The 24,895-nt window shown below is 46.4% G+C and carries 25 protein-coding genes; 11 read left to right on the top strand and 14 right to left on the bottom strand.

Annotation, left to right across the window (positions count from 1 at the left end):
- Window positions 1-107: 107 nt before the first annotated feature.
- Both AYJ58_RS14935 and AYJ58_RS14930 read left to right on the top strand, forming a co-directional pair.
- Window positions 108-581: a DUF1285 domain-containing protein gene (locus AYJ58_RS14935; protein WP_106650733.1), complete on the top strand. Its 474-nt coding sequence runs from the start codon at window positions 108-110 to the stop codon at window positions 579-581.
- A 145-nt stretch (window positions 582-726) separates the two neighbouring features.
- On the top strand, window positions 727-1,143 hold the full coding sequence (locus AYJ58_RS14930) for a MarR family winged helix-turn-helix transcriptional regulator (RefSeq protein ID WP_006081948.1): 417 nt from the start codon (window positions 727-729) through the stop codon (window positions 1,141-1,143).
- Window positions 1,144-1,281: 138 nt separating this feature from the next.
- Here AYJ58_RS14930 and AYJ58_RS14925 read toward each other — a convergent pair whose 3' ends face one another.
- Both AYJ58_RS14925 and AYJ58_RS14920 read right to left on the bottom strand, forming a co-directional pair.
- A complete protein-coding gene (locus AYJ58_RS14925) occupies window positions 1,282-1,626 on the bottom strand; it encodes a hypothetical protein (protein WP_106650732.1) in 345 nt (114 codons plus the stop codon).
- Window positions 1,627-1,818: 192 nt separating this feature from the next.
- Window positions 1,819-2,853, bottom strand: coding sequence for a Glu/Leu/Phe/Val dehydrogenase dimerization domain-containing protein (locus tag AYJ58_RS14920; RefSeq protein WP_106651836.1), 1,035 nt, complete (start codon window positions 2,851-2,853; stop codon window positions 1,819-1,821).
- Between the two features lie 280 nt (window positions 2,854-3,133).
- Here AYJ58_RS14920 and AYJ58_RS14915 point away from each other — a divergent pair, with 280 nt between their 5' ends.
- Complete coding sequence (locus AYJ58_RS14915; RefSeq protein WP_106650731.1) at window positions 3,134-3,583, top strand: DUF4826 family protein; 450 nt, start codon at window positions 3,134-3,136, stop codon at window positions 3,581-3,583.
- Between the two features lie 151 nt (window positions 3,584-3,734).
- On the opposite strand, the gene AYJ58_RS14910 is transcribed toward AYJ58_RS14915, so the two are convergent.
- The 6 genes from AYJ58_RS14910 to rluE form a co-directional block, all read right to left on the bottom strand.
- Window positions 3,735-4,874 (bottom strand): ribosomal protein uL16 3-hydroxylase, encoded by a 1,140-nt coding sequence (locus AYJ58_RS14910; protein WP_106651835.1) that lies wholly within the window; start codon window positions 4,872-4,874, stop codon window positions 3,735-3,737.
- Window positions 4,875-5,008: 134 nt separating this feature from the next.
- Window positions 5,009-6,379: an adenylosuccinate lyase gene (purB, locus tag AYJ58_RS14905; protein WP_012089398.1), complete on the bottom strand. Its 1,371-nt coding sequence runs from the start codon at window positions 6,377-6,379 to the stop codon at window positions 5,009-5,011.
- Window positions 6,380-6,408: 29 nt separating this feature from the next.
- Window positions 6,409-6,999 carry a high frequency lysogenization protein HflD gene (hflD, locus tag AYJ58_RS14900; protein ID WP_443019244.1) on the bottom strand — a complete coding sequence of 197 codons (591 nt, stop codon included), beginning with the start codon at window positions 6,997-6,999 and terminating at the stop codon, window positions 6,409-6,411.
- 30 nt (window positions 7,000-7,029) lie between these two features.
- Complete coding sequence (gene mnmA, locus AYJ58_RS14895; RefSeq protein WP_106650729.1) at window positions 7,030-8,148, bottom strand: tRNA 2-thiouridine(34) synthase MnmA; 1,119 nt, start codon at window positions 8,146-8,148, stop codon at window positions 7,030-7,032.
- A gap of 282 nt (window positions 8,149-8,430) precedes the next feature.
- Window positions 8,431-8,925, bottom strand: a complete 495-nt coding sequence (locus tag AYJ58_RS14890) for an NUDIX hydrolase (protein WP_106650728.1) — start codon at window positions 8,923-8,925, stop codon at window positions 8,431-8,433.
- Window positions 8,926-8,992: 67 nt separating this feature from the next.
- Complete coding sequence (gene rluE, locus AYJ58_RS21965; protein WP_232790818.1) at window positions 8,993-9,778, bottom strand: 23S rRNA pseudouridine(2457) synthase RluE; 786 nt, start codon at window positions 9,776-9,778, stop codon at window positions 8,993-8,995.
- 343 nt (window positions 9,779-10,121) lie between these two features.
- Between rluE and AYJ58_RS14880 the strand changes: the two genes are divergently transcribed.
- Window positions 10,122-12,347 carry an NADP-dependent isocitrate dehydrogenase gene (locus AYJ58_RS14880; RefSeq protein WP_106650727.1) on the top strand — a complete coding sequence of 742 codons (2,226 nt, stop codon included), beginning with the start codon at window positions 10,122-10,124 and terminating at the stop codon, window positions 12,345-12,347.
- Window positions 12,348-12,672: 325 nt separating this feature from the next.
- Here AYJ58_RS14880 and cspD read toward each other — a convergent pair whose 3' ends face one another.
- Window positions 12,673-12,879 (bottom strand): cold shock domain-containing protein CspD, encoded by a 207-nt coding sequence (gene cspD / locus AYJ58_RS14875; protein WP_006081937.1) that lies wholly within the window; start codon window positions 12,877-12,879, stop codon window positions 12,673-12,675.
- A 194-nt stretch (window positions 12,880-13,073) separates the two neighbouring features.
- On the opposite strand from cspD, the gene clpS reads away from it, so the two are divergent.
- Together clpS and clpA are read left to right on the top strand one after the other, a co-directional pair.
- Window positions 13,074-13,382: an ATP-dependent Clp protease adapter ClpS gene (gene clpS, locus AYJ58_RS14870; RefSeq protein WP_106650726.1), complete on the top strand. Its 309-nt coding sequence runs from the start codon at window positions 13,074-13,076 to the stop codon at window positions 13,380-13,382.
- A 43-nt stretch (window positions 13,383-13,425) separates the two neighbouring features.
- On the top strand, window positions 13,426-15,693 hold the full coding sequence (gene clpA / locus AYJ58_RS14865; protein ID WP_106650725.1) for an ATP-dependent Clp protease ATP-binding subunit ClpA: 2,268 nt from the start codon (window positions 13,426-13,428) through the stop codon (window positions 15,691-15,693).
- A 116-nt stretch (window positions 15,694-15,809) separates the two neighbouring features.
- Here the strand turns inward: clpA and infA are convergent, their stop codons facing one another.
- From infA to aat, 3 genes are all read right to left on the bottom strand, one after another.
- A complete protein-coding gene (infA, locus tag AYJ58_RS14860) occupies window positions 15,810-16,028 on the bottom strand; it encodes a translation initiation factor IF-1 (protein WP_006081934.1) in 219 nt (72 codons plus the stop codon).
- A gap of 91 nt (window positions 16,029-16,119) precedes the next feature.
- Window positions 16,120-16,821 carry an arginyltransferase gene (locus AYJ58_RS14855; protein WP_106650724.1) on the bottom strand — a complete coding sequence of 234 codons (702 nt, stop codon included), beginning with the start codon at window positions 16,819-16,821 and terminating at the stop codon, window positions 16,120-16,122.
- A complete protein-coding gene (aat, locus tag AYJ58_RS14850; protein ID WP_106650723.1) occupies window positions 16,808-17,521 on the bottom strand; it encodes a leucyl/phenylalanyl-tRNA--protein transferase in 714 nt (237 codons plus the stop codon). Before aat ends, AYJ58_RS14855 begins: the two co-directional genes overlap by 14 nt.
- Before the next feature lie 54 nt (window positions 17,522-17,575).
- On the opposite strand from aat, the gene AYJ58_RS14845 reads away from it, so the two are divergent.
- Together AYJ58_RS14845 and AYJ58_RS14840 are read left to right on the top strand one after the other, a co-directional pair.
- Window positions 17,576-18,046 (top strand): glycine zipper 2TM domain-containing protein, encoded by a 471-nt coding sequence (locus tag AYJ58_RS14845; RefSeq protein WP_106650722.1) that lies wholly within the window; start codon window positions 17,576-17,578, stop codon window positions 18,044-18,046.
- 70 nt (window positions 18,047-18,116) lie between these two features.
- Window positions 18,117-18,869 (top strand): Nif3-like dinuclear metal center hexameric protein, encoded by a 753-nt coding sequence (locus tag AYJ58_RS14840; protein ID WP_106650721.1) that lies wholly within the window; start codon window positions 18,117-18,119, stop codon window positions 18,867-18,869.
- Between the two features lie 157 nt (window positions 18,870-19,026).
- Here the strand turns inward: AYJ58_RS14840 and AYJ58_RS14835 are convergent, their stop codons facing one another.
- Together AYJ58_RS14835 and metG are read right to left on the bottom strand one after the other, a co-directional pair.
- A complete protein-coding gene (locus tag AYJ58_RS14835) occupies window positions 19,027-19,983 on the bottom strand; it encodes an AEC family transporter (protein WP_106650720.1) in 957 nt (318 codons plus the stop codon).
- Window positions 19,984-20,283: 300 nt separating this feature from the next.
- Complete coding sequence (gene metG / locus AYJ58_RS14830) at window positions 20,284-22,353, bottom strand: methionine--tRNA ligase (protein WP_106650719.1); 2,070 nt, start codon at window positions 22,351-22,353, stop codon at window positions 20,284-20,286.
- Window positions 22,354-22,513: 160 nt separating this feature from the next.
- On the opposite strand from metG, the gene apbC reads away from it, so the two are divergent.
- Genes apbC through dcd form a run of 3 tightly spaced genes read left to right on the top strand, consistent with a single transcriptional unit; the run spans window position 22,514 to window position 24,892 of the window.
- Window positions 22,514-23,629, top strand: a complete 1,116-nt coding sequence (gene apbC / locus AYJ58_RS14825; RefSeq protein WP_006081927.1) for an iron-sulfur cluster carrier protein ApbC — start codon at window positions 22,514-22,516, stop codon at window positions 23,627-23,629.
- Window positions 23,630-23,640: 11 nt separating this feature from the next.
- Window positions 23,641-24,279 carry a uridine kinase gene (udk, locus tag AYJ58_RS14820; RefSeq protein ID WP_011846994.1) on the top strand — a complete coding sequence of 213 codons (639 nt, stop codon included), beginning with the start codon at window positions 23,641-23,643 and terminating at the stop codon, window positions 24,277-24,279.
- 31 nt (window positions 24,280-24,310) lie between these two features.
- Window positions 24,311-24,892: a dCTP deaminase gene (gene dcd / locus AYJ58_RS14815; RefSeq protein WP_006081925.1), complete on the top strand. Its 582-nt coding sequence runs from the start codon at window positions 24,311-24,313 to the stop codon at window positions 24,890-24,892.
- Window positions 24,893-24,895: the final 3 nt, after the last annotated feature.

The following is a 24,895-nucleotide window of genomic DNA, read 5'->3' as shown; positions in this document are numbered from 1 at the left end:
CGCTTAGCTAGTGAGCTTGTGATTATCCTCACTAGCATATCCCAGTGTTGAATGTCACACTAAAGCCAGCCGCAAGGCTGGTTTTTTATGGATGATGGAGGCTGCAGATGGAAAAGATGACAGACAGTATTGAGCACACACTCAAACAATTCGCCGCCGATAGTAGGCCAACCTCGGTTGCGCCATTGTGCAGTGAAGTCCCATTGTTTGACATTAACGCCTTGGGTGATTGGACGTATTTGGGTACATCGCTACCAGCAAAGTTTGCTAAGTTGTTCGCCAGTATTTTGCATTGCATCGATGATGAGTATTTTTTAATTACCCCAGTGGAGAAGGTGCGAGTACGGGTTGAAGATGCGCCGCTGCTGATTGTCGATTTTGAGCGAGCACAACCCCATTCTCTGCTTGATGTGAGAACTAGCATTGAAACACTGCACCACGATGTGGATATAAGGCAGATGAAGATCACCGATGACAGTGTTTATTTGCCGCTTGAGCGCGGATTATGGGGAAAATTAGGTCGTGCCTGTTACTATAATTTTGTGAATGAATTCAATTTATATGATCTAAATGAGCAGTGAGTTCGTAGGTTAATCGCACAATTAGCTGTGGTGTTAACTAGTTTATTGCGGGTTAAGTGGTAGTATTAAAACTGACTCTGGGTTCTTATGATTGCGCACAGAGTAAGTGAAAACGCGTTAAAACCTTTGTTGTAGGAGGTGCTGTTTGAATCGTCATGAAAGCTTAGGCTATCTTGTTTCCCACTTAAATATCGAGCTGCAAAATGAGCTCGATCTGCATCTTAAGCGATATCAACTCGATATAAAACTGTGGCCTGTGCTGTTTGCTTTGTGGCAAGAGGAGGGCATCAGCCAAACTGAATTGTCTAAGCGTTGCGATGTGGCAAATTATACTATGACGCGTTTACTCGATCAGTTGCAGGTACAAGGTCTTATTACCCGCCATCAAGAAGCCGATAATCGGCGCGCCTTTCAAATTTTTTTGACCGATGAAGCCAAAGCGTTAGAGCAAGATCTGATTTGCGAAGCTGAGCGGGTCAACGAAAAATTCCTGTCTAACCTCAGTGATGAGGAGCAGCAGCAGTTCGTCTTACTGTTAAATAAGATCAATCGCTTGGCTTAATGATACGGATTCATTCGGTATGGAGGGAAACTGCGGTTTAGCCGTTTTCGCTGATATCTGTATGTGGTTGTCTAAATTCATTTTCTCCAGTTTAATCCCATCATTAATCTGTTACTTAGTGGGATTAAACTGGCTCAATCAATTCAAGTAAAGTGCAAAGACGCAAAGTAGGCTGACGACTATTACTGAGTGTTGCAAATAACGGCGGCTGGCTAACAAATTTTCTTTGCCTTGTTTTAGGCTGGCGACGAGTGTGTGCTGCTTATAAATCCGGCACATCAACTCATCGGTTTGGGGATCGATAAGCAGTTCAAACTTGCAAGGTGCGCCGTCTTTAAGTTGAATAGTGTGTTCGCTCTGAGGCTTAAAATTCAGTTTGTGCGACACCATCTGACCGTTGACAAAAACCCGCTCTAAACCGCTCCAATTGCTGGCTTGCAGTTCTACCACATCTTGGTTGAGATCGTACTTGAAACGGATCATAGCGCTATCCTGTGCTGGGACCTGATAGGCTAATTCAAGCAGACAAATATGACGTTTTCCAGCGTGATTAAATGAATATTCTGTGTCGGAATTAAAAGCGCGGCTAAACCATGGGCTTAGCGTTAGATTAAATTTTAGATAACAAAAAAGCGACCTGAGGTCGCTTTTGCGGATGTTACACAGGTAGAGATATTACTTTTTAGCGGCTTCGATAATGGCTTTGGCCATTTCATCTGCTACAGCGCCAGTTGTCCGGTTCTGTTCGTCGGCTTGGCTGAAGATTTTCAGCAGGGTGTTGTAAATTTCTTCTACTTTAGCGGTCGATTTCGCCGCGTCGTAATCTTTTTCGAACGACACGTTGATAATGCCGCCTGCGTTGATCACATAGTCTGGCGCGTACAGTATGCCCATTTCTTTCAGCTGTTCACCGTGGCGTACTTCAGCTAATTGGTTGTTGGCACAGCCAGCAACAATTTTGGCTTTCAGCTGCGGTAAGGTCGCATCGTTTAAGGTTGCGCCAAGGGCACAAGGAGCATACACATCCACATCTTGTGAGTAGATTTCTTGTGGCGCGACCACAATAGCGCCAAAGTCGGTAGCGACTTTGTCTAACGAGGCTTGATGAATGTCGGTAACAATCAGTTCGGCGCCTTCGTTATGTAAGTGTTTGCACAGGTAATAGCCAACGTGACCTACGCCTTGAACGGCGATTTTAAGCCCTTTAAGGCTGTCTAAACCGAGTCTATGTTTAACCGCAGCTTTGATGCCTAAATAAGTGCCAAGAGCGGTGAACGGTGATGGATCGCCACTCTTGCCTTCAAGACCTGCCATATAAGGGGTTTCTTCATGGGCGATCATGATATCAGCCGTAGTAGTGCCAACATCTTCAGCGGAATAATAGCGGCCGCCGAGGCTATTGATGAAACGGCCAAAAGCGCGGAATAGGGCTTCGCGGTCTGGTCTTTTAGGATCGGCGATGATCACTGATTTGCCGCCGCCCATGGTTAAACCGGCAAGGGCGTTTTTGTAAGTCATGCCACGAGAGAGGCGTAATACGTCAGTCAGGGCTTCATCATCCGATTGGTAATTCCACATCCGGCAACCACCCACGGCAGGGCCAAGGTTGGTGTTATGGATGGCGACAATGGCCTTTAAGCCACTTTCTTTATCATGACAGAATACGACCTGTTCATGTTCGTCAAAGGATACATGATTAAATACAGCCACGTGAATTTCTCCGCTATACACAATGAAAAAGCCGACGAGATGAGCCTCTATCGACTGCTTGTTATATTTATTGCAGAACCATAGCATTTAGCGATACTCTCAACCATGCATAATGACCGAATAAATACATTATTTGTGGCAATTTAGCTTTCCACTTTACGTAAACGTAAGCTTTGCGGTTGAAAATGGATTGTACTGAATTTAATGTAACGAATAGAATGAATCGCGTACTGATCCCAAGAATTAGGTTCGCGTTATAACAATAAGATAGGACGGAAGTATGACTGAACAAGCTGTCGACCAAACTCAACAGAATTTATCAGCGGAAGAAATAGAAAAGCTGCGTCAAGAGTGGGTTAGAACTCAATTTCAAAAAGCGAATCGTTTCCTCGCTGAAAAAGGCGTGATCCCAACTAAAGTCTTGGCCGATGAAAGTCGTTATCTTGCGCCTTACATGGCAATTTGGAAAATGGAATCCAAGCGTCCCAGCAACAAAACCTATTGGGTTATGTCGGGCGATTTACCCTCTGATTTCGTCGATGTGAAAGTGGCTGCAACGGCCCGTGATGCGGTACGTCATTTCTCTATGATGTGGCAAATGCAGGCGGAAAACTTAGTGCGCTCAGGCGCCACCCGTGATGCCACTCAGGCTAAATTTGCACAGTTACTGGTATCGCGCGCCGAGAGTTTATATCGTATGCACAATGACGATAAACTGTGGAATGCTTAAACTCAAATGAGTTGATACAACAGTATCTTGCGTTGGTTTATACTGATAACTGAAATAACCATAAGGCACTCAATTGAGTGCCTTACTTATACTGACGTATATGCAGATTTCCTCTGTTGAGAACAAGAGCATCTAGCAAAGTTGATAGGGCTTATTCTTCGCTGTCGCTTAAGTAGAAGAAACCTTGATTGATGAGTTTCAATAGTAAGGCTTGAACTTCTTCATGCTGACATATTTCAGTCGCTTCATCGGCGTTTAAGCTCACGTTATCGCTCAACTGTGCGATCACATCTGCCGGTGTATTTAGCAGTTCGTGCACATCACCATTGATGAATAATCGCGGCGTGGCGTCATTTTCAAGGCGCAATACTTTCAAACCACCGATACGGTTGACGCCAGCGCCTTGGGCGAAGGCATCTTGCAAATCTTCAATGCTGTAAGCTTCTTCGCCTTCACACAAATCAAGCTCGAAACGGTTTTGACTAAGCAACTTACCTAATACGATTTGGTAGCTATTGGGATCTTGGCTTAGCTGACTCAAGAGTGACATTATGCCCACTTGATGATCTTGGCTGACGATACCGGCTGAACTCGGTTCAGTTTGCGAGGTGAAACGCTGCTGACCTAAGTTATTGTCGAGCAAATAATCGGCGACTTCACTGATCAGTTCTTGCTGGCTTGGGGCGCGGAAACCAATCGAGTAACTCATTGCCACTGTTAGGGTTTCACCGCAGTGTGGGAAACCTGGCGGAATATAAAGCATGTCGCCTTTTTCTAACACCACATCGATAATTGGGGGGAAGTCTTCTACCAGCGGTGAGTTTGGGTTGCCACCGCGGCGTTGTTGCGGAGTATTGTCGCCCACAGTCCAGTGACGCTCACCTTCGCCTTGAATGATAAACACATCGTAGTTATCGACGTGTGGGCCTACGCCACCACTTGGGGTCGCAAATGAGGCCATCAAGTCATCGAAGCGCCAGTCAGGTAGAAAGCGCAGCGCTTCAACTAATGGCTGTGAATCGGGATACCAATGGTTGACTGCTTGCACTAGCAATTGCCAATGGGTTTCGCCATAGCTGTCGTAATCCTCAAACGGGCCTTGCACCACTTCCCAGTTATCATCTTTGGTGACGACAATACGCGAAGAGATTTCTTCTTCACAGGCAAGGCCTGCTAGTTCATCGGCGCTGATCGGATCTTCAAACTGCGGAAAGGCATTTTTGATCAGCAGGGGTTTCTTTTGCCAGTATTCACTAAGAAACTGGGCGATATCGAGATTGAGTGTATACATAGTGTTAAAAAAGGCGACCACATCGAGATGATGTGGGTCGCCTTAATCCTTATTTCTGTTTAAGAAAGAGTTTTATCTGTCGCCAATTTCAGTTAATAACTAAGTTTATTTAATAACTAAGTTTAGTTAAAAACTTACTTCAGTTCGTCGACAAACGTTTCGGCGCGACCAATGTAATTGGCGGGCGTCATTTTCTTCAGTTCAGCTTTCACTGAGTCTGGTAATTCAAGTCCGTCAATAAACACTGACAGTTGCTGCGCGTCGATACGTTTACCGCGCGTCAGTTCTTTTAATTTTTCGTATGGCTTTTCAATACCATAACGACGCATCACCGTTTGTACGGGTTCTGCTAACACTTCCCAGTTGTGATCTAACTCATCACGCAGGTGCGCTTCGTTAACTTCTAACTTGCTGATGCCTTTTAATGTCGCTTGATACGCGATCAACGCATGGGCAATACCTACGCCTAAGTTACGCAGCACAGTTGAGTCAGTTAAGTCACGTTGCCATCTTGATAACGGCAGCTTGGACGCTAAATGTTGCATCAGGGCGTTAGCGATACCTAAGTTACCTTCAGAGTTTTCAAAATCGATGGGATTAACTTTGTGCGGCATAGTCGATGAACCGATTTCACCAGCGATAGTGCGTTGTTTGAAATGGCCTAGGGCGATGTAACCCCAAATATCACGGTCAAAGTCAATCAGTACAGTGTTGAAACGGGCAACCGCATCAAACAGTTCGGCAATGTAATCGTGTGGTTCGATTTGCGTCGTGTAGGCGTTCCAGTGCAGGCCAAGGCTAGTCACAAAACGCTCTGACAGTTCATGCCAGTTAACTTCAGGATAGGCTGACAGGTGAGCATTGTAGTTACCTACGGCACCGTTCAGTTTGCCCATGATTTCAACATTGGCGATTTGTTTGATTTGACGCTCAAGACGCATCGCCACGTTCGCCATCTCTTTACCAAGTGTCGAAGGTGAAGCAGGTTGGCCATGGGTGCGTGACATTAACGGCACTGAGCGATATTCAATCGCCAGCTTTTTAATTGCCGTCAGCAACTCGTTACAGTAGGGCAGTAATACTTGCTCACGAGCTTCAGTCAACATCAAACCGTGGCTTAAGTTGTTGATATCTTCTGAAGTACAGGCAAAGTGAACAAACTCACCCACAGCGGCTAATTCGCTATTGCCGGCGATTTTTTCTTTGATGAAATATTCAACCGCTTTCACATCGTGGTTAGTGGTGCTTTCGATAGCCTTAACACGCAGCGCATCTTGTTCGTTGAAATTGTCTTTAATGCCATCGAGCACGGCGATTGCTGACGCGCTCAATGTTGGCACTTCGCTAATGTCTGGGCAGTCTGCTAACAGTTTTAGCCAATTGATTTCAACCTGAACACGGTACTTGGTAAGACCGAACTCGCTGAAAATCCCTCTCAATGACGCGGTTTTACTACCATAACGACCGTCTACCGGAGAGATAGCAGTTAGTGCGGAAAGATCCATGTGAAGCTCCTTGATGAACGCTAATTTTATTATAGGGTAAGACTTTTCTTGGCTGTATCGACTATGGCTTTGCGGGCGAAGACTAAGTGTCGACGCTTACCGCCAAGTTGGCGCCACAGTACAGCGCTGCGCATGGCTGCAAGCAGTAGAGCGCGAATTCTTTGTTGTACGATAGGGCGTTGCAAACATACTGGATTACCAGAGATTTGGATTTTCGGCCCTAAATTACTGATGATGTCACTGTAAATGCTGGCAAGATTGGCAATCACTTGCTCATCGGTGATCGCAAAATGATGTAGCTGGCGATTCACTTGATTAATACGCTCGGCCAACATGCCTAAACCACTGTTAGAGCGAACTAATTTTCGCTCTAACGCCAACACGCCAACTAAATAGCGGGTGATTTCAACATCTTTTTGACTGCTGTCACCGAGCTGATTCAGGATCAGCTTATAGCCTTTTTGCAATACGATTTTGTCTTGGTAGACATCGGCAGTATTGTCAGGATTGGTGACAAGAATGGTGTTTAAGCTCGCCGCGAGCTCGGCATTATCTAATTCGCCATGGCGGGCTAAATGTTGAACTTGGGCAATGGCTTGCAGTATGCCCGCAAACGCCATGGTCCGATTAATGAGTTGCTCGTTCACGCTTTACCCTCGGATCAATTGATCTATGATGCCGCCACCTAAGCAGACTTCACCATCATAAAATACCGCAGACTGTCCTGGCGTCACCGCCGCAACAGGCTCATCGAAGACCACGCGTAAGGTGTGTTCATCTGTGTAGGTCAAAGTACAAGGCACATCTTGTTGGCGATAACGGGTTTTCACTGCGATATGACAGCCATCGACAGGTCCGGTTCTATCCACCCAATGCAGTTGGTTAACTGTCATGCCGGTCGACATCAAACGAGGATGGTTTCCGCCTTGCCCTACGATCAACACGTTACGCTCAAGATCTTTATCGACGACATACCAAGGATCGTCATTGCTGTTTTTCATGCCGCCAATGCCTAGGCCTTTACGCTGGCCTAAGGTGTGGTACATCAGCCCTTGGTGTGTGCCTATGACTTCGCCTTCTGGGGTTTCGATATTGCCAGGCTGCGCGGGTAAATAAGTGCCCAAGAATTCAGTAAACTTGCGCTCACCGATAAAACAGATGCCGGTGCTGTCTTTTTTATCATGGGTGATTAGGCCCATTTCTTTTGCGATTTCACGTACTTGATGTTTTTCCAATTCACCGACAGGGAACAGACTTCGAGCCACTTGCTCGTGGCTAAGGGTGTAGAGGAAATAACTTTGGTCTTTATTGCCATCGACGCCACGGAGCATTTGTGTGCAGCCATCGCTACTATCGCGGCGGCGCACATAGTGGCCCATGGCGATGTAATCGGCGTCGAGGATTTCGTCGGCAAATTCTAAAAATGCCTTAAATTTGATTTCTTTGTTGCACATGATATCGGGATTTGGGGTGCGGCCGGCTTTGTATTCGGCGAGGAAATACTCAAAGACATTGTCCCAATATTCGGCAGCAAAGTTGACTGTGTGTAGCTTGATCCCGAGCTTGTCGCACACGGCTTGGGCATCTTTTAAATCTTCTGCGGCAGCGCAGTACTCGTTATTGTCATCTTCTTCCCAGTTCTTCATGAAAAGGCCTTCAACCTGATAGCCTTGCTGCATAAGCAAATAAGCTGAAACAGATGAATCTACACCGCCGGACATGCCGACAATGACTTTTTTTCCTGTATGAGTGGGTTCGATTGATGTCATAGATCCTAAAAACCATTGAGTATGTGTGTTGGCTAGGTTGTTGAAGTTAAGCCGCGACATTGAGCGCGTAACAAAAAGTGCCTAACCTAGCTTAAAAAATATGGGCTAGCGTTAAATCCAAGCTAACTTAAGAGCTAACTTAAAAATCAGGGTGTAGTGCGAGTTAACAGTAAAACTTGTATTTACGGCCAACTGTACAGTCTATTATTTTGCCACGTAGAGGCCGCTAGGCACTAGCACATGCATAAGTTTAACAAGCCGTTTATGCGGGGCGGTATTCTATCACGCCTTACTCGCTTGGGCTATCGTGAGGCGGTCACTATTGAGTAAGGAGAGGGGATAAGTTTGGCCCTGTTGTGCGTTATTAAGGTAGTCTTTTAGGCAATCGAGCACTAAGGGGCTGCGCAGTAAAGATGACTTAGCTTCTATCTGTGCAAAACTCAGCCAGTGCGCACTGTGGATAGCGTTATCCTGCGGCGCAGGTGAGGGCATTTCATTTAATTGCACGAAGAAAGTAAAGCGCACAAAAGCTAAGTCTTCACTGGCGCTAAATTGATAGATGCCGACGAGTCCTTGGGGATTAAGTGATAACCCCGTTTCCTCAAACACTTCACGCTCACAGGCTTGGATTAAGCTTTCATTGGCTTCTAAGTGACCCGCTGGCTGATTAAAGCGCTGCTCGCCATCAATCCACTCTTCCACCATCAGATATTTGTCCTGTGAGGTCGCATGAATAATACAAGCGACAGTCACATTGGGTTTATATCGTTGACTCATGGTGCTTCCTTTGAGTGGACATGGTGCCACTTTTTAGTGGCGTTGAGCGCAGAAACTTGGCTGAAAGTTAGACTTCATCACCGAGGCGGATGCATTTATGCTCGCCTGATGGCAAATTATCTAGACTCCATTGGCCTATTTTATAACGGATTAATCTTAAGGTAGGAAAACCTATATGTGCTGTCATGCGTCTGACTTGGCGGTTACGGCCTTCATGAATTTGGATTTCTAACCAAGTCGTTGGGATATTTTTGCGTTCTCTCACCGGTGGATTGCGTGGCCAAACGTCGGGTGAATCCATGATTTTGACTTTAGCAGGCAGCGTCATACCATCGTTTAATTCAACACCTTGGCGCAGTTTAGTCAGTGCATCTTCCGTCGGCACGCCTTCTACTTGCACCCAATAGGTTTTAAATGTTTTCTTTTTCGGCTCGGTCAGTCTTGCCTGTAATTGACCGTCATTGGTTAGCAGTAACAAGCCCTCACTGTCTCTGTCTAAGCGGCCTGCGGCATACACATCAGCAATGGGAATATAGTCTTTTAGGGTTTTGCGACCTTGTTCATCGGTAAACTGGCAAAGTACATCAAAAGGCTTATTAAACAGCACGATAATCGGCGCGAGGGTTTGGCTCTGCACCGGTTTTGCCGCCGCAATTGCGCGTCGATTAGGATTTTTAAAGGGTTCTTTCTTTAAACTGCCATTGGCATTACGTGCTGGCGCCACTTTGCTATCTACGGCGGTAGCGCGGCTGGCCGGGCCTCTGCTCGCGGGCTTAGCGGGTTTAATCGTGCTCTTGGCTGGGGAACTAGTACTGGAATTGGCACGTTTAGGTGGAAATTTGTTTTTGTTCATACTTTTGCTAACAGGAGGTTGAGACACGCTTACCTGACTTGATTGAGTCGTTAATGTGGTCATAGTGTACTTGGCATTCGCCGTTAGTGGAATTTGAATATTATTGCGAATGCTCTATGATGTCGGCCAGAAAATGTGATCTGTGCCTAAATGTTTATTAGGTTTTAATGAGTCGTTGTAACAAGTTTTAGCTTGCGCGCAAAGACAGAAGGGCATTGAGAATGTGGAAGATTAAGGTGGACTCGATTGCCTTGATTGATATTTTTACTGTGCTCAGATTTGTTCGCCATGCTATAAAATTATTATAAAAAATATTAAATTTTACAATAATGTAGGATGTAACATGAAAGATAACTCATCAACAATTATTTACACTGAAACAGACGAAGCGCCAGCATTGGCAACCCTCTCACTCTTACCAATTATCAGAACCTTTACCGACGCCGCGGGCGTTGCGGTTGAAACCCGTGATATCTCGTTATCGGGCCGTATTATTGCCAGTTTCCCTGAGCAATTGACCGACGCACAAAAGATTGGCGACCATCTGACTGAGCTTGGCGAGTTAGCAAATCAGCCAGAAGCGAACATCATTAAGTTACCGAATATCAGTGCTTCAATTCCACAATTAAAAGCCTGTATCCTTGAACTGCAGCAAAAAGGTTATGACATCCCAAATTATCCGGATGAGCCAAAAACCGACGCTGAAAAGTCAATCAAAACACGTTACGACAAGATCAAAGGCAGTGCGGTAAACCCAGTACTGCGTGAAGGTAACTCAGATCGCCGCGCGCCATTATCGGTGAAAAACTTCGCCAAGAAAAACCCGCATTCCATGGGTAAATGGGCTAAGGATTCTAAGTCTCACGTTGCCCACATGACTGAAGGCGATTTCTACGGTAGCGAGCAGTCTGTGACTTTATCTAATGCGGGCAGCGTTAATATCGTGCTGACGCAAAAAGATGGCCAAGAAGTGGTGCTCAAATCGGGTCTTAAGCTGCTGGCTGGCGAAATTATCGATGCTGCGGTATTGAGTAAAAAAGCCTTAGTAAGCTTCTATGAGCGTGAAATCGACAACGCCAAAGCTGAAGATGTGCTGTTATCGCTGCATCTGAAAGCCACTATGATGAAAGTGTCTGATCCTATTATGTTTGGTCACGCTGTGAAGGTATTCTTCAAGCCAGTATTTGACAAACATGCGGCGCTTTTCGCTGAATTAGGCGTAGATGTTAACAACGGTTTTGGTGATGTTTATGCCAAGATCGCGACATTACCTGCCGATAGCCGCGCCGAAGTCGAAGCCGATATCGCCGCCGTTTACGCTGCACGTCCCGCATTGGCTATGGTTGACTCTGACAAAGGTATCACCAATTTACACGTGCCAAGCGACATCATTATCGATGCGTCTATGCCTGCTGCGATTCGTTCATCTGGCCAAATGTGGGGACCAGACGGTCAACTGCATGACACTAAAGCCATGATCCCTGATCGTTGTTATGCCGGTATCTACCAAGAAACAATTGCCTTCTGTAAAGAGCACGGTGCTTTTGATCCTAAAACCATGGGCAGCGTGCCAAACGTGGGCTTGATGGCGCAAAAAGCCGAAGAGTACGGCAGTCACGATAAAACCTTTGAAATGCCAACTGACGGCGTGGTTAACGTTGTCGATGCCAGCGGTAAGGTATTGATGAGCCACAATGTGGAAGCGGGCGATATCTGGAGAATGTGCCAAGTTAAAGACGCACCTATCCGTGATTGGGTCAAACTGGCCGTGCGCCGTGCCCGTTTAAGCAATACTCCTGCGGTATTCTGGTTAGATAGCAAACGTGCCCACGATGCGCAAATCATTGCAAAAGTGCAGCAGTATCTGCCAGAACATGACACTGATGGCTTAGATATCAGTATTATGTCTCCAGAAGAGGCGACGCGTTTGTCTTTGGCTCGCATCAAAGAAGGTAAGGATACGATTTCAGTTACGGGTAACGTTTTACGTGACTACCTGACTGACTTGTTCCCTATCCTAGAGCTAGGCACCAGTGCTAAAATGCTGTCAATCGTGCCGTTAATGAACGGTGGCGGTCTATTTGAAACTGGCGCGGGCGGTAGTGCACCTAAGCATGTGCAACAGCTTGAGAAAGAAGGTCACTTACGTTGGGATTCACTGGGTGAATTCTTGGCTCTGGCGGCGTCTCTTGAGCATTTAAGCCAAACTGTCGGTAATCCAAAAGCCCAAGTGTTAGCTGATACCTTAGATCAAGCCATTGGCCAATTCTTAGATAGCAACAAATCGCCATCAAGAAGAGTTGGTGAACTGGATAACCGTGGCAGCCATTTCTACTTAGCCATGTACTGGGCACAAGCCTTAGCCGCGCAAACGAAAGATGAGCAGTTACAAGCTCACTTTATTCCGTTAGCGCATGCACTGGCGACGAATGAGCAAGTGATTGTCGCTGAGTTAAACAATGCACAAGGTGCACCAGTTGATTTAGGTGGTTACTACCGTTTAGATGCGGCTAAGGCTGAAAAAGCTATGCGTCCAAGCGAGACGTTGAACAAGCTGTTGATTGCTTAATCTCGTTCGTTTTAGCTTTTAGATGGCATGCGCGTCAGTGTGGGCTATCAAAGTTGATGTAAGGTTGTAAGTCATTAGACTGATTTTAAAAAGGGATCTGCATAGCAGATCCCTTTTTTATGCCCTAAATTTACTGTCGAGACTGGTGATGAAATCTTTTTGTGGGGATGCAATGGGTGATGTGCAGAGATTGATCTTGAATTAAATTCATGCGAAATGATGATGATGAGCGATGCAGCATTAAGTGGTGAGGATTGATAAAACACGCAGCAATAAAAAGGCAGGGACTTGTCCCTGCCTTTTAGATCATTGGCCTCACCAAACGTTATTTTGTTGGTGAAATGGCTGAAGCGTGCATCCCTTTTGGACCGGCTTCTACTTCAAATTGAACGGGTTGGCCTGCTTTTAGAGTTCGATAGCCTTCCATTTCAATGGTAGAATAGTGTGCAAAAACGTCCTCACCACCTTGATCAGGGCAAATAAACCCGAATCCTTTGGCGTTGTTGAACCATTTAACAGTTCCGCTTGCCATACTTCCACTTCCTTCTGTTGTCTACTTACCAGTAAGATAGTAAAACCTGTATAGACGGGTATTCGTTCACCGTCTGCACAACAGAATGTAAGGAGTAAAAGCGGAAGTCAAGCTAAAATTAACAAAGGGGTAACAACTGATTAATTTGAACGGATCAATTGGAAGAGGCCAACACGAGAGGCTAGTATTAAAAAATGGCAAAGATAGGAAATATTGAACACATTGAAGAACGTGTCGAATCAGAGTTAATGCCGCCTTCGATGTATAAGGTGGTACTCAATAATGATGATTACACCCCAATGGATTTTGTGATTGAAGTTTTGCAGGTTTTCTTTCGCAAGAACGAGCAGGAAGCGACCGATATCATGTTGACTATCCATCACCAAGGAAAAGGAATTTGCGGTATTTTCCCGTTTGGGATTGCAGAAACTAAGGTGATACAAGTAAATCAATTTGCAAGACAAAACCAACATCCGTTACTGTGTTCGTTAGAGAAAGCGTAAAACCGCTTTACTCTGTAGTCTGTTGTTAATTTTGGGGGTGCTTATGCTGAACAAAGATCTGGAAGTCACCTTAAATCTGGCGTTTCAGCAAGCCAGAGACGCGCGTCATGAGTATATGACAGTGGAACATCTGTTATTAGCTCTGATCGACAATCCTGCGGCTCAAGAAGCGTTAATCGCCTGTGGAGCGAATCTAGATAAACTCAGAGATGAAGTGGCAAGCTTTATCCAACAAACAACCCCAATCATTGCCGATATTGATGATGACAAAGAAACTCAGCCAACGCTCGGGTTCCAACGAGTGCTGCAACGTGCAGTATTCCATGTGCAGTCATCGGGTCGCAATGAAGTGAACGGCGCTAACGTGTTAGTCGCCATTTTCAGTGAGCAAGAATCCCAAGCCGTGTATTTACTGCGTCGCTGCGATATTAGTCGTCTTGATGTCGTGAACTTTATTTCCCATGGTTTCGCCAAAAATGATGATGCTGAGTCACATCAAGATCAAGAACGTATCGAAGATCAGAGCGAGGGCAACGAAGAGCGCAGCATGTTGTCGCAATTTGCGTCCAACTTAAACCAACTTGCTAAGCAAGGGATCATTGACCCACTTATTGGTCGCGACCAAGAAATCGAGCGCGCGATTCAAACCCTGTGCCGTCGCCGTAAAAATAATCCACTGTTAGTGGGTGAGGCGGGTGTAGGTAAAACGGCGATTGCCGAAGGGTTAGCGTATCGCATCGTCAATAAACAAGTGCCCGATGTTATGCTTGAAGCGACAGTGTATTCCTTGGACTTAGGTTCACTGCTGGCGGGAACTAAGTATCGCGGCGACTTTGAAAAACGCTTTAAGAACCTGTTAAAAGAACTGGCGGCGGATAAGCATGCCATCCTATTTATCGATGAGATCCACACCATTATCGGTGCGGGCGCGGCCTCTGGCGGCGTAATGGATGCCTCTAATCTACTGAAACCTTTGCTATCTAGCGGCAACTTGCGTTGCATGGGCTCGACTACTTTCCAAGAATATCAAAGTATTTTTGAGAAAGACCGCGCCTTAGCTCGCCGCTTCCAAAAGGTGGATATCAATGAGCCTTCAGTGGAAGAAACCACTAAGATTTTGATGGGGCTTAAGTCTAAATACGAAGAATATCATGGGGTTCGTTATACACAGGCTGCGATCAGCAGCGCTGCAGTATTGTCGGCCAAGCACATCAACGACAGACATTTACCCGATAAAGCCATCGATGTGATCGATGAAGCGGGTGCGCGTATGGTGATGTTGCCTATGAGCAAACGTAAAAAGACCATAGGCCAAGCTGAGATTGAGTCGATAGTGGCTAAAATGGCACGTATCCCTGAGAAGTCGGTATCTGCCACTGATAAGGACTTACTGCGTAATCTTGAGCGGAACCTTAAGATGGTGGTCTTTGGCCAAGACAAAGCGATTGAGAGCCTAAGTTCAGCCATTCGCTTATCGCGCAGTGGCTTAGGCACAGACAGGAAACCTGTGGGTAGCTTCTTATTCGCGGGCCCCACCGGTGTGGGTAAAACTGAAGTCACTAACCAATTGGCCAACTGTTTAGGGATGAAACTGGTGCGCTTTGACATGTCAGAGTACATGGAAAGCCACACAGTTTCTCGCTTGATTGGTGCGCCTCCTGGATATGTGGGTTATGACCAAGGTGGCTTGCTCACCGATGCTGTGATTAAAAACCCACACTGTGTGGTGCTATTGGATGAAATCGAGAAGGCCCACCGCGATGTGTATAACTTGCTGTTGCAGGTGATGGATCACGGTACTTTGACCGATAATAATGGTCGTAAGGCGGACTTCAGACACGTGACTTTGGTGATGACGACCAACGCGGGTGTTCAGGAGACTATTCGTAAGTCGATTGGCTTTACCCAGCAAGATCACACCCAAGATGCGTTATCTGAAATTAATCGGGTATTTTCACCAGAATTTCGAAATCGTCTCGATTCCATCATTTGGTTCAACCATTTGGATATGACGATTATCGCCAAAGTGGTCGATAAGTTCTTGGTGGAATTGCAGGCTCAATTGGATGCAAAACACGTTACTTTGGATGTCAGCGACGAAGCCAGAACCTTGTTGGCCGAGAAAGGTTACGACAAGAACATGGGCGCGCGTCCAATGGCTCGGGTCGTGACCGAATTGATCAAACGTCCATTGGCAGACGAGATCTTATTTGGTGTCTTAGAGTCAGGCGGTGTGGCGCATGTGGATGTGAAGGAGGGCGAGATTGTCATTCGTACCGAACGTCACGAAAAAGCGACAACAAAAGCTTAACGCTTGATTATCCATTAGTTTTAGACATAAAAATGGCTGCAATTGCAGCCATTTTTTTCATCTTTCGCAAACAAAAAAACCCGGCCTTGCCGGGTTTTTAAATCTAAGAGGCTATATCAGCGTGCGCGGAAGACAATGCGACCTTTGGTCAGATCATAAGGAGTCAGCTGGACGGTAACTTTATCGCCAGTAAGGATCCGGATGTAGTTTTTGCGCATTTTGCCTGAAATGTGGGCTATCACCACATGACCATTTTCAAGCTCTACACGAAACATTGTGTTTGGCAAGGTTTCAAGGATAGTGCCTTGCATTTCAATGTTGTCTTCTTTCGCCATTAATTAATTATCCCATTAGCCTTCGAATATAAAAAACGGGCGTATCATGCCCCAAATTCACCCTGCTGTAAAGGGGAAGTACTTAGCAAACTTAGGAATACTCCCAGCCCGTCGGTGTGAGAATTTGATATGGGCGATATAAACGCTTGTAGGACATTTTACGGTTTTCATCTATTTGATATCCGAGATAAACAAATTCTTTGTCCATGAGTTTTGCCAATCGGCACTGAATTAAAATTAACAAGGCGCCGAGGGAACGCTGTTCTTCGTCGGGGTCAAAATAGCTGTAAATTGCCGAAAGACTATTGGGTAAGGTATCTGTAACCGCAACCGCTAATAATTTATCGCCGTTATAGACTTCGATAAACGTCGGTGGCAACCAATGGCAAAAAAGAAAGTGATGATATTGATCTTCACTCGGGGGAAACATAGGGCCATCAAAATGCCGCTCACGAATGTAATGCTCATACAGGGCATATTGTTCGGCGGTTTGCTCCGAAGTAATTCGCCAGGTCAGATCTTGGTTTTTTGCTAAGGTCCGTTTTTGGCGTTTCGATGGCACAAATTCATGCGCTGGCACACGAATAGGCTGGCACGCGCTGCATCTTGGGCAACGGGGTTTATAAATGGAGCCGCCACTGCGGCGAAAACCCACCGCGAGTAAACGCTCAAATAAAATGGGATCGAGCGTATCTTCTTGGATGACAAGTAGCTGCTCCTGCTGGCCATCGAGGTAGCTGCAGGGAAATATTTGACTGATACCGATAGCAATCGATGCTTTACTCGAGTTCAAGGATGACCTCTTTAGTGGTCCAAGTATTTGGGTCCACGGGATTGTTTCTCAGTTCGCTCAGTAACGTTGTAAAATCAATGCGTTTAATGGCTTTGGCTCCCAAACTTTCTAGGTGAGGATTCATCACTTGTGCATCGATGAGTTTGAATCCCATTTTGAGTAAATGCTGTTGCAGCGCTGCAACGGCGGCCTTGGACGCATTAGTTTTACGGTGAAACATGGATTCGCCGCAAAACACTTGGCCGATTGCTAAGCCGTAAAGCCCACCGATTAAACGTTCGCCTTCCCAGACTTCAATGGAATGGGCGTGACCTGTGTGATGCAGTTCGCGATAGGCCATTTGAATTTCTTGGGTGATCCAAGTGCCGCTCTGTTTTTCTCTTGGCTGCGCGCATCCCGCCATTACATCGGTGAAAGCGTGATTGATTGTGATCCGCCAAGGTTGTTTTTTTAAGTATTTCCGCAAACTTGTGCTGATGTGTACTTCACCTGGAATAAACACGGCGCGGGGATCGGGCGACCACCACAAAATAGGATCATCTGAGTTAAACCAAGGAAAAATACCGTTGTAGTAAGCCGAGAGTAAGCGTTCAGGGCGTAAGTCGCCGCCGATAGCCAATAACCCATTAGGATCGGTTAAGGCGAGTTCGGGTGAAGGAAAAGCTTCAAATTCGTGATTCAGAAAAGACAGTGACTTCACAATTGAGTATGATTTAGTTATAGACCTTATTATTAAGTTAGCGGAAATTCAGATATGTGGAAACCTACTCTAGCAAGCTTTATGTTTATTTTTGCGTTTATCCTCAGCCCCGCAAGTGCAGGTTATGACCGTAATCAAGCTGTGCCTGTCGAGAAAGTGCTCTATGGCGATATTACCTCAGTACGTAATATCACTGAAACCCAGCTGATTGAAGACCGTAATCGAGGTTGGAAAACCTTTGGTGGCGCCTTAGCGGGTGGGGTGATTGGTAATCAGTTTGGTGGCGGTTCTGGCCGTGATGTGGCGACCATTTTAGGCGCCTTGATTGGTGGCGGTATCGGCAATCGTTATGGCAGTGGCACGAGCGTGCAGTCATTGAAGCTGGTTGAACTGATGATCAATCAAGAAGATGGCACCCAAGTTATGGTGATCCAAGACTATGATGCTGGCATGGTATTCAATGCGGGTGACAGAGTACGTGTCGTCTACCTGCAAGGTGGTGTGCGTGTTGATATCGCGATGTAAGCGATTGTCTTATTTTGATTAAGTCGCCATTTTCAGTAAATGAACATCTTGAGTAAAGGACGGTAATGCAATGACACGGACAGAATTAACCCAATATTTAGCCGATTTTTTACATATCTCGGCGTTTAAAGATTACGCGCCCAATGGGCTTCAAATAGAAGGCAAGGATGAGATCCGCACCATAGTGACGGGCGTGACTGCATGTCAGGCTTTGATCGATGAAGCGATTCGATTAAACGCCGATGCGATTTTGGTCCATCACGGCTTTTTTTGGAAGAATGAGCCTGAAGTGATCACTGGCATGAAACAACGCAGGATTAAGGCGCTACTCAAGCATGATATTAGTTTGTTTGGCTATCATTTGCCCTTAGATGCCCACCCAATGCTGGGTAATAACGCGACCTTAGGCAGGCAACTTGGGATCGTCGACGCAGAAGCCATCGAAGAGGTGGCTCAGGGGCTGCTGTGGCGTGGAAAACTTGATCTTGCGGTTAGTGCTAGCGAATTTTCTCACACCCTTGAGGATGCGTTAGGCAGAGCCCCACTGCACATAGGTGATGGCGATGCCAAGATCCAACATTTAGCTTGGTGTACTGGCGGCGCGCAGGATTATATCGATATTGCGGCTAATTTAGGTGTGGATGCGTTTATCAGTGGTGAAGTGTCCGAACGCACTTTCCACAGTGCGGTGGAGCAGGGCGTACATTATTTTGCGGCGGGGCACCATGCGACCGAACGTTTTGGGATTCAAGCCTTAGGCCGTCATCTCGCCCGCGAGTTTGATTTAGTGCACCATTTTGTGGATATCACCAATCCGGTCTAATTCATTAATAAAGCGGCTTATGATGGCTATCTAACCGTTTATCCCTAAACGAAAGGCGAGCATGGCTCGCCTTTTTGCTGTGAGTTATGGTGACTTATCAGCACTCAAACTCGTTCCTCTAGCGCTTGTGCAATCAGAGTTAAGCCTTTAGCTGTAGCTAGATCAGCTCCAAAGTTGACAATACAAAGATGCCTAAGGTGCACGTGATCAACGAGCAGACTGTGGTCAGCGCGATAATATTGGCTGCAAGGGGTGCATTGCCACCCATGGCGCGTGCCATCACATAGCTGGCGGCTGCGGTGGGCGCAGAACTCATTAAAAAGACCAGGGCTAATTCAATCCCTCGATAGCCCAACAGCAAGGCCCCAAGCGTGATAAAAAGCGGGGCAAAGATCAGTTTTAATGCGGTCGAGAACCAAGTCGAATGCTTTTCATGTTTGAGTGAACCAATATCGAGCGAACCGCCAGTGCACAGTAGCGCTAGTGGCAGGGTCATATTGGCAAAGTATTGGCCCGCATCGAGCACCATTTTCGGTACTGGAATAGCAAGTAAATAGAACAACATACCGACCATAATGGCAATAATCAGTGGGTTTTTAGTGATGGTTTTAATAATCACGCCAAATGCGCGTTGGCCGGATTCTTCGCCTTTAGGGCTGAGGCAAATAACCGCTTGAATATTGTAGAGCAGCGTCATCGAGGCGACATAAACCGCAGCTAAAGCAACACCAGAACTGCCGTAGGCGTTGGAAACATAAGCTAAGCCAATAATCGCGGTATTGGCCCTGAATCCCCCTTGAATGATCACGCCTTGGTCTTTGTGCTTGGGAAATAGTCGTCCAGTTGCATAGGTGGATAATATAAAAAACAGCAGATTGGCCGCTAAACCATAGCCAATTAAGGGCGCACTGGAGGCGAGATCGTGATTGGAGCTAATAATGCTAAGGAACAGTAAGGCTGGCAGCGTCACGTTAAAGACTAACTTTGATGCGACATCAATAAAGTTTTCATTGATGATTTGGGTGCGTTTTAGGATCACACCGAGCGCTAACATCAAACAGATTGGACCCGTAATCGAGGCAGAAAACAGCAACTGCTCAACGATATTTCCCATAACTACTCCTCGAATGATTCACTGAACATTGCGTCGATTTTAGACCTGTCACAGATATGGATATCACACTGCAGCGAATGCCTTGTCGATAGAAATACGAGCATTAACTCGTTTTCTGAAACCTGTCACTTAAAGCAGTCACTTAAGCCTGTCAGTTAAACTAGTCGCTTAAACCTGTCAGCTAAACCTAGTGGTATAAACTCAGTCTTTTAAAAGACGAATTGGCTAACAGTCAAAACCAACAAATAAGGCCACATAAAATGCGGCCTTATTGATTTTTCGAGCGTTATCTAGCGCAGATTACTTAACCCGCATGCCAGGCTGTGCGCCTTCATGGGGTTCTAAAATCCACAGGTCGCTGCCACCAGGGCCTGCTGCTAACACCATGCCTTCAGACATGCCAAAACGCATCTTACGTGGCGCTAAGTTCGCCACCATTACAGTTAACTTGCCTTCGAGATCTTCTGGCGAATAAGCCGATTTGATCCCGGCAAACACTTGGCGCGTTTCACCACCGATGTCGAGTTGTAACTTGAGTAATTTGTCAGCGTCAGCAACATGTTCAGCTTTAACGATGCGAGCGATACGCAGGTCGATTTTAGCAAAATCATCAAAGTTGATGGTCTCACTGATAGGATCGTTAACCAGCGGCTCACTACTAACCGATGAAGCTTTAGCGGTTTTTTCAGGCGCAGCCGTCTTTGGCGCATCGGCCGTGACTTGCAGGTTATCCTTGGAATCAGCAACCATGGCATTGACTTTATCCAGCTCAACACGTTGCATCATGGCCTTGAATGGGGCGATTTCATGACCCGCTAAATCTTGGCTCAATGCATCCCAAGTGAGTGGCAATTGGAAGAAGGCTTCTACATCTTGGGCTAAACGTGGCAATACAGGTTTTAGATACGTCACTAAAATACGGAACAGATTCAAGGCGTTTGAACACACTTGATGTGCCGTTTCCTGTTGATCGTCATGTTTGACCATTTGCCAAGGTGCAGCATCGGCCACAAACCCGTTGGCAATATCTGCCAGTGCCATGATTTCGCGCATCGCTTTGCCGTATTCGCGCGACTCGTAAAAATCGGCAATCACGTCTTGCTTGGCTAAAAACGCTTCGGTCAGGGTGGTGTCGTTAATTTTCGCGAGCTTGTCATCGAAGCGTTTAGTGATAAAACCAGCGGTGCGCGAGGCTAAGTTCACTAGCTTACCGACTAAGTCTGAGTTCACGCGCTGGGCGAAATCTTCCAGATTTAAATCTAAATCGTCGATACGACTGCTGAGTTTGGCGGCGTAGTAGTAACGTAAATATTCAGGATCTAAATGATCTAAATAGGTACGCGCCTTGATAAAGGTGCCTTTTGATTTAGACATTTTCGCGCCATTGACCGTCACATAGCCGTGGGCATAGACGCTGTTTGGCTGACGATAACCTGAGCCGTGCAGCATGGCTGGCCAGAACAGGCTGTGGAAGTAGACTATGTCTTTACCGATGAAGTGATAAACCTCAGCGGTTGAATCTTTACTCCAAAATTCATCAAAGCTCAGTTCTGGGCGTTTGTCACACAGATTTTTGAATGAACCCATATAGCCGATAGGCGCATCTAGCCAAACGTAGAAATACTTACCTGGCGCATCGGGAATTTCGAAACCAAAATACGGTGCATCACGGGTGATATCCCATTGCTGCAGACCTTGCTCGAACCATTCGTCGAGTTTATTGGCCATTTCGACTTGCAGTGCGCCAGAGCGAGTCCACTCTTTGAGCATGCCTTCGAAGGCCGGCAGGTCAAAGAAAAAGTGCTCAGTGTCTTTCATCACTGGCGTTGCACCCGATACCGCTGATTTTGGATTGATGAGCTCAGTAGGGCTGTAAGTCGCGCCGCAGGCATCACAGTTATCGCCGTATTGATCGGGCGATTTACACTTAGGGCAAGTGCCTTTTACGAAGCGGTCAGGTAGGAACATGGATTTCTCAGGATCGAACAGCTGAGAAATGCTCTTGCTTTTGATATAGCCATTCGCCCGCAGTTTTAAGTAAATATCACTCGCCAGCACGCGGTTTTCTTCACTGTGGGTGCTGTGATAATTATCGAAGGCGATATTAAAATCGGCGAAATCCTGCTGATGTTCTTTGTTCACTTGGGCGATCATATCTTCAGGCGCTATGCCTAATTGCTGGGCTTTAAGCATGATCGGCGTGCCATGGGCATCATCGGCACAAATATAGTGGCACTCATGTCCACGAAGCTTTTGATAACGCGACCAGATATCTGTCTGGATGTATTCCAACATGTGACCTAAATGTATCGGTCCGTTTGCGTAGGGAAGTGCGCTGGTCACGAGAATTTTACGTTGTGAAGTTGCCATCTTGTCTCAAATATCGTGGTGGGCCAAAAATATTGGTAGAGATACTAACCGATTACAGGATGATTTTCATCAAAAGCTGAGCCGATTGAGCTAAATCTGCGCTAATGTTTTCTGCATTATCTGGTACACTTGGGCAAATTTATTGGTGGGGGTAATTCTTTTGTCTTCAACTCAAACTGATTATCGTCTAAATGACGATCTTCTCGGGCCAGTTCTGGCTATTCTCGATTCATTTGTTGACCCGTATCTCGCGAAAGGGTTAGTGAGCGCAGGATGCGTAAATAAACTGGCGTTGGAAGGTAAGCGTTTGCAGCTTGGCTTAGTCTATCCATACCCTTGCATGACCCAGTATCGAGACACAGTCATGGCGTTGACGAATAAGCTAGCAGTGCTCGATGCTATCGATGAAGTCGAATGTGAAATCGATTTTCAACCTAAAGCCTATTCAGCGTTATCTTCTATCGCACCGATTGCCAATGTGAAGCAAGTGATTGCCGTTGCCTCAGGTAAGGGTGGAGTGGGTAAGTCAACCACAGCTGTGAACTTAGCTTTGGCCCTCGCGGCTGAAGGCGCGCAGGTGGGTATTCTCGATGCGGATATTTACGGCCCGTCAGTGCCTATGATGCTAGGTATTCCTAATTTCAGACCGCTTTCCCCCGATGGCAAACACATGACCGCCGCCAGTGCCCATGGTATTGCTGCGCAATCGATTGGGTTTATGCTCAGCGGTGATGAAGCCGCTGTGTGGCGCGGCCCAATGGCTGCGGGCGCGTTAGCGCAACTACTCAATGAAACCCAATGGCCAGAGCTGGATTATTTAGTCGTCGATATGCCGCCGGGTACGGGTGATATTCAATTAACTCTGTCGCAAAAAGTGCCGGTGAGTGGCGCTGTTATCGTCACCACGCCGCAGGATATCGCGCTGGCAGATGCCAAGAAGGGCATCAATATGTTCCAGAAAGTGAACATTCCTGTGCTGGGGATCGTCGAAAACATGAGTTTCCATTTATGTCCCGAGTGTGGACATAAAGAACATCCATTTGGAACACACGGTGGCAGTAAAATCGCCGAGCGTTATCAAGTTCCACTGTTAGGCGCCTTGCCGCTGCACATCAATATCCGTGAAGCCATGGATAACGGTGCACCGACGGTCGTTGCCGAACCAGACAGTGAAGTAGCCGCACTTTATCGGGAAATTGCCCGTAAAGTGGGCGCAGAATTGGCTTTAAAGCAAAGCCAGAAAACAGTTTCTATTAGTGTTTCAGATGACGAGTAAGGTTTAAGGGTATGAATTCTCAGCAGTGTGTCATTATTGCAATTGCTGGCGCGTCAGCATCGGGCAAAAGTTTAATTGCCAAAACGATTTTTGACGAATTACGCCGCGATTTAGGCACAGATCAAATTGGGGTAATTAATGAAGACGCGTACTATCGCGATCAAAGTCATTTATCCATGGATGAACGGGTATTAACGAATTACGATCATCCTAAAGCGTTGGACCATCAACTGTTGTGCACCCATTTACAGTTGCTTAAGTCTGGCGAAGCTGTTGATATCCCTTGTTATAGCTACACAGAGCACACTCGTACAGCAGAAACTCTGACGATGACACCGAAAAAGGTGATCATTTTAGAAGGTATCTTACTGCTGACCGATCCTAAGTTACGTGCGTTGATGGACGCGAGTGTGTTTATGGACACGCCGCTGGACATTTGTTTCCTACGTCGCCTAACCCGTGATGTAGCGGAACGCGGCCGTACGATGGAATCTGTGATTTCTCAGTACAAAAAAACCGTGCGTCCTATGTTCTTACAGTTTATCGAACCGTCGAAACAATACGCCGATATTATCGTTCCCCGTGGCGGTAAGAATCGTATTGCGACCGATATTTTAAAGACTCGTATCCAACATTTACTGGCAAAATAACGACATAAAAACTCAAGGAGTAATAGGCAAGATGCGCTTAACCGATATCGAAATTGAACAGGCCCTTGATAACGGCACTATCGTAATAGAACCTCGCCCAGGTATAGAAGCTATTTCAGGCGTCAGTGTTGATGTGCGCTTAGGTGGACAGTTTCGCGTCTTTAAAGATCATACTGCGCCTTATATCGACTTGAGTGGTCCAAGCGTCGAGATGCAAGCTGCGCTTGATCGGGTGATGAGTGAGATTATCGAAATCCCTGATGGCGAAGCGTTTTTCCTGCATCCTGGCGAATTGGCTTTGGCTGTGACTTACGAGAGCGTAACTTTACCTGCCGATATCGTCGGTTGGCTCGATGGTCGTTCATCATTGGCGCGTTTAGGCCTGATGGTGCACGTGACGGCACACCGTATTGATCCGGGTTGGCAGGGTAAAATCGTGCTCGAGTTCTATAATAGCGGCAAGTTGCCTTTGGCCCTGCGTCCTCGTATGACCATAGGCGCGCTTAACTTTGAACGCTTAAATCATGCGGTTGCACGTCCTTATAACACCCGTAAGAGTGCCAAGTACAAAGATCAGCAAGAAGCGGTGGCTAGCCGTATCAGTCAGGACTAACAC

This window comes from Shewanella sp. Pdp11 (genome assembly GCF_002838165.1).
Taxonomy (GTDB): domain Bacteria; phylum Pseudomonadota; class Gammaproteobacteria; order Enterobacterales; family Shewanellaceae; genus Shewanella; species Shewanella hafniensis.
This window is presented reverse-complemented; position numbering and strand designations above follow the sequence as displayed.

Coding starts and splice junctions, on each gene's coding strand:
- AYJ58_RS14925 (WP_106650732.1), bottom strand. CDS start 1,626: ATGATCCGTTTCAAGTACGATCTCAACCAAGATGTGGTAGAACTGCAA.
- purB (WP_012089398.1), bottom strand. CDS start 6,379: ATGGATCTTTCCGCACTAACTGCTATCTCTCCGGTAGACGGTCGTTAT.
- metG (WP_106650719.1), bottom strand. CDS start 22,353: ATGGCAACTTCACAACGTAAAATTCTCGTGACCAGCGCACTTCCCTAC.
- udk (WP_011846994.1), top strand. CDS start 23,641: ATGAATTCTCAGCAGTGTGTCATTATTGCAATTGCTGGCGCGTCAGCA.
- hflD (WP_443019244.1), bottom strand. CDS start 6,999: ATGGCGTTTGCGGGCATACTGCAAGCCATTGCCCAAGTTCAACATTTA.
- AYJ58_RS14845 (WP_106650722.1), top strand. CDS start 17,576: ATGTGGAAACCTACTCTAGCAAGCTTTATGTTTATTTTTGCGTTTATC.
- clpS (WP_106650726.1), top strand. CDS start 13,074: ATGGCAAAGATAGGAAATATTGAACACATTGAAGAACGTGTCGAATCA.
- mnmA (WP_106650729.1), bottom strand. CDS start 8,148: ATGACATCAATCGAACCCACTCATACAGGAAAAAAAGTCATTGTCGGC.
- infA (WP_006081934.1), bottom strand. CDS start 16,028: ATGGCGAAAGAAGACAACATTGAAATGCAAGGCACTATCCTTGAAACC.
- AYJ58_RS14840 (WP_106650721.1), top strand. CDS start 18,117: ATGACACGGACAGAATTAACCCAATATTTAGCCGATTTTTTACATATC.
- clpA (WP_106650725.1), top strand. CDS start 13,426: ATGCTGAACAAAGATCTGGAAGTCACCTTAAATCTGGCGTTTCAGCAA.
- AYJ58_RS14935 (WP_106650733.1), top strand. CDS start 108: ATGGAAAAGATGACAGACAGTATTGAGCACACACTCAAACAATTCGCC.
- dcd (WP_006081925.1), top strand. CDS start 24,311: ATGCGCTTAACCGATATCGAAATTGAACAGGCCCTTGATAACGGCACT.
- cspD (WP_006081937.1), bottom strand. CDS start 12,879: ATGGCAAGCGGAACTGTTAAATGGTTCAACAACGCCAAAGGATTCGGG.
- AYJ58_RS14910 (WP_106651835.1), bottom strand. CDS start 4,874: ATGTATACACTCAATCTCGATATCGCCCAGTTTCTTAGTGAATACTGG.
- rluE (WP_232790818.1), bottom strand. CDS start 9,778: ATGAACAAAAACAAATTTCCACCTAAACGTGCCAATTCCAGTACTAGT.
- AYJ58_RS14835 (WP_106650720.1), bottom strand. CDS start 19,983: ATGGGAAATATCGTTGAGCAGTTGCTGTTTTCTGCCTCGATTACGGGT.
- AYJ58_RS14915 (WP_106650731.1), top strand. CDS start 3,134: ATGACTGAACAAGCTGTCGACCAAACTCAACAGAATTTATCAGCGGAA.
- AYJ58_RS14890 (WP_106650728.1), bottom strand. CDS start 8,925: ATGAGTCAACGATATAAACCCAATGTGACTGTCGCTTGTATTATTCAT.
- AYJ58_RS14880 (WP_106650727.1), top strand. CDS start 10,122: ATGAAAGATAACTCATCAACAATTATTTACACTGAAACAGACGAAGCG.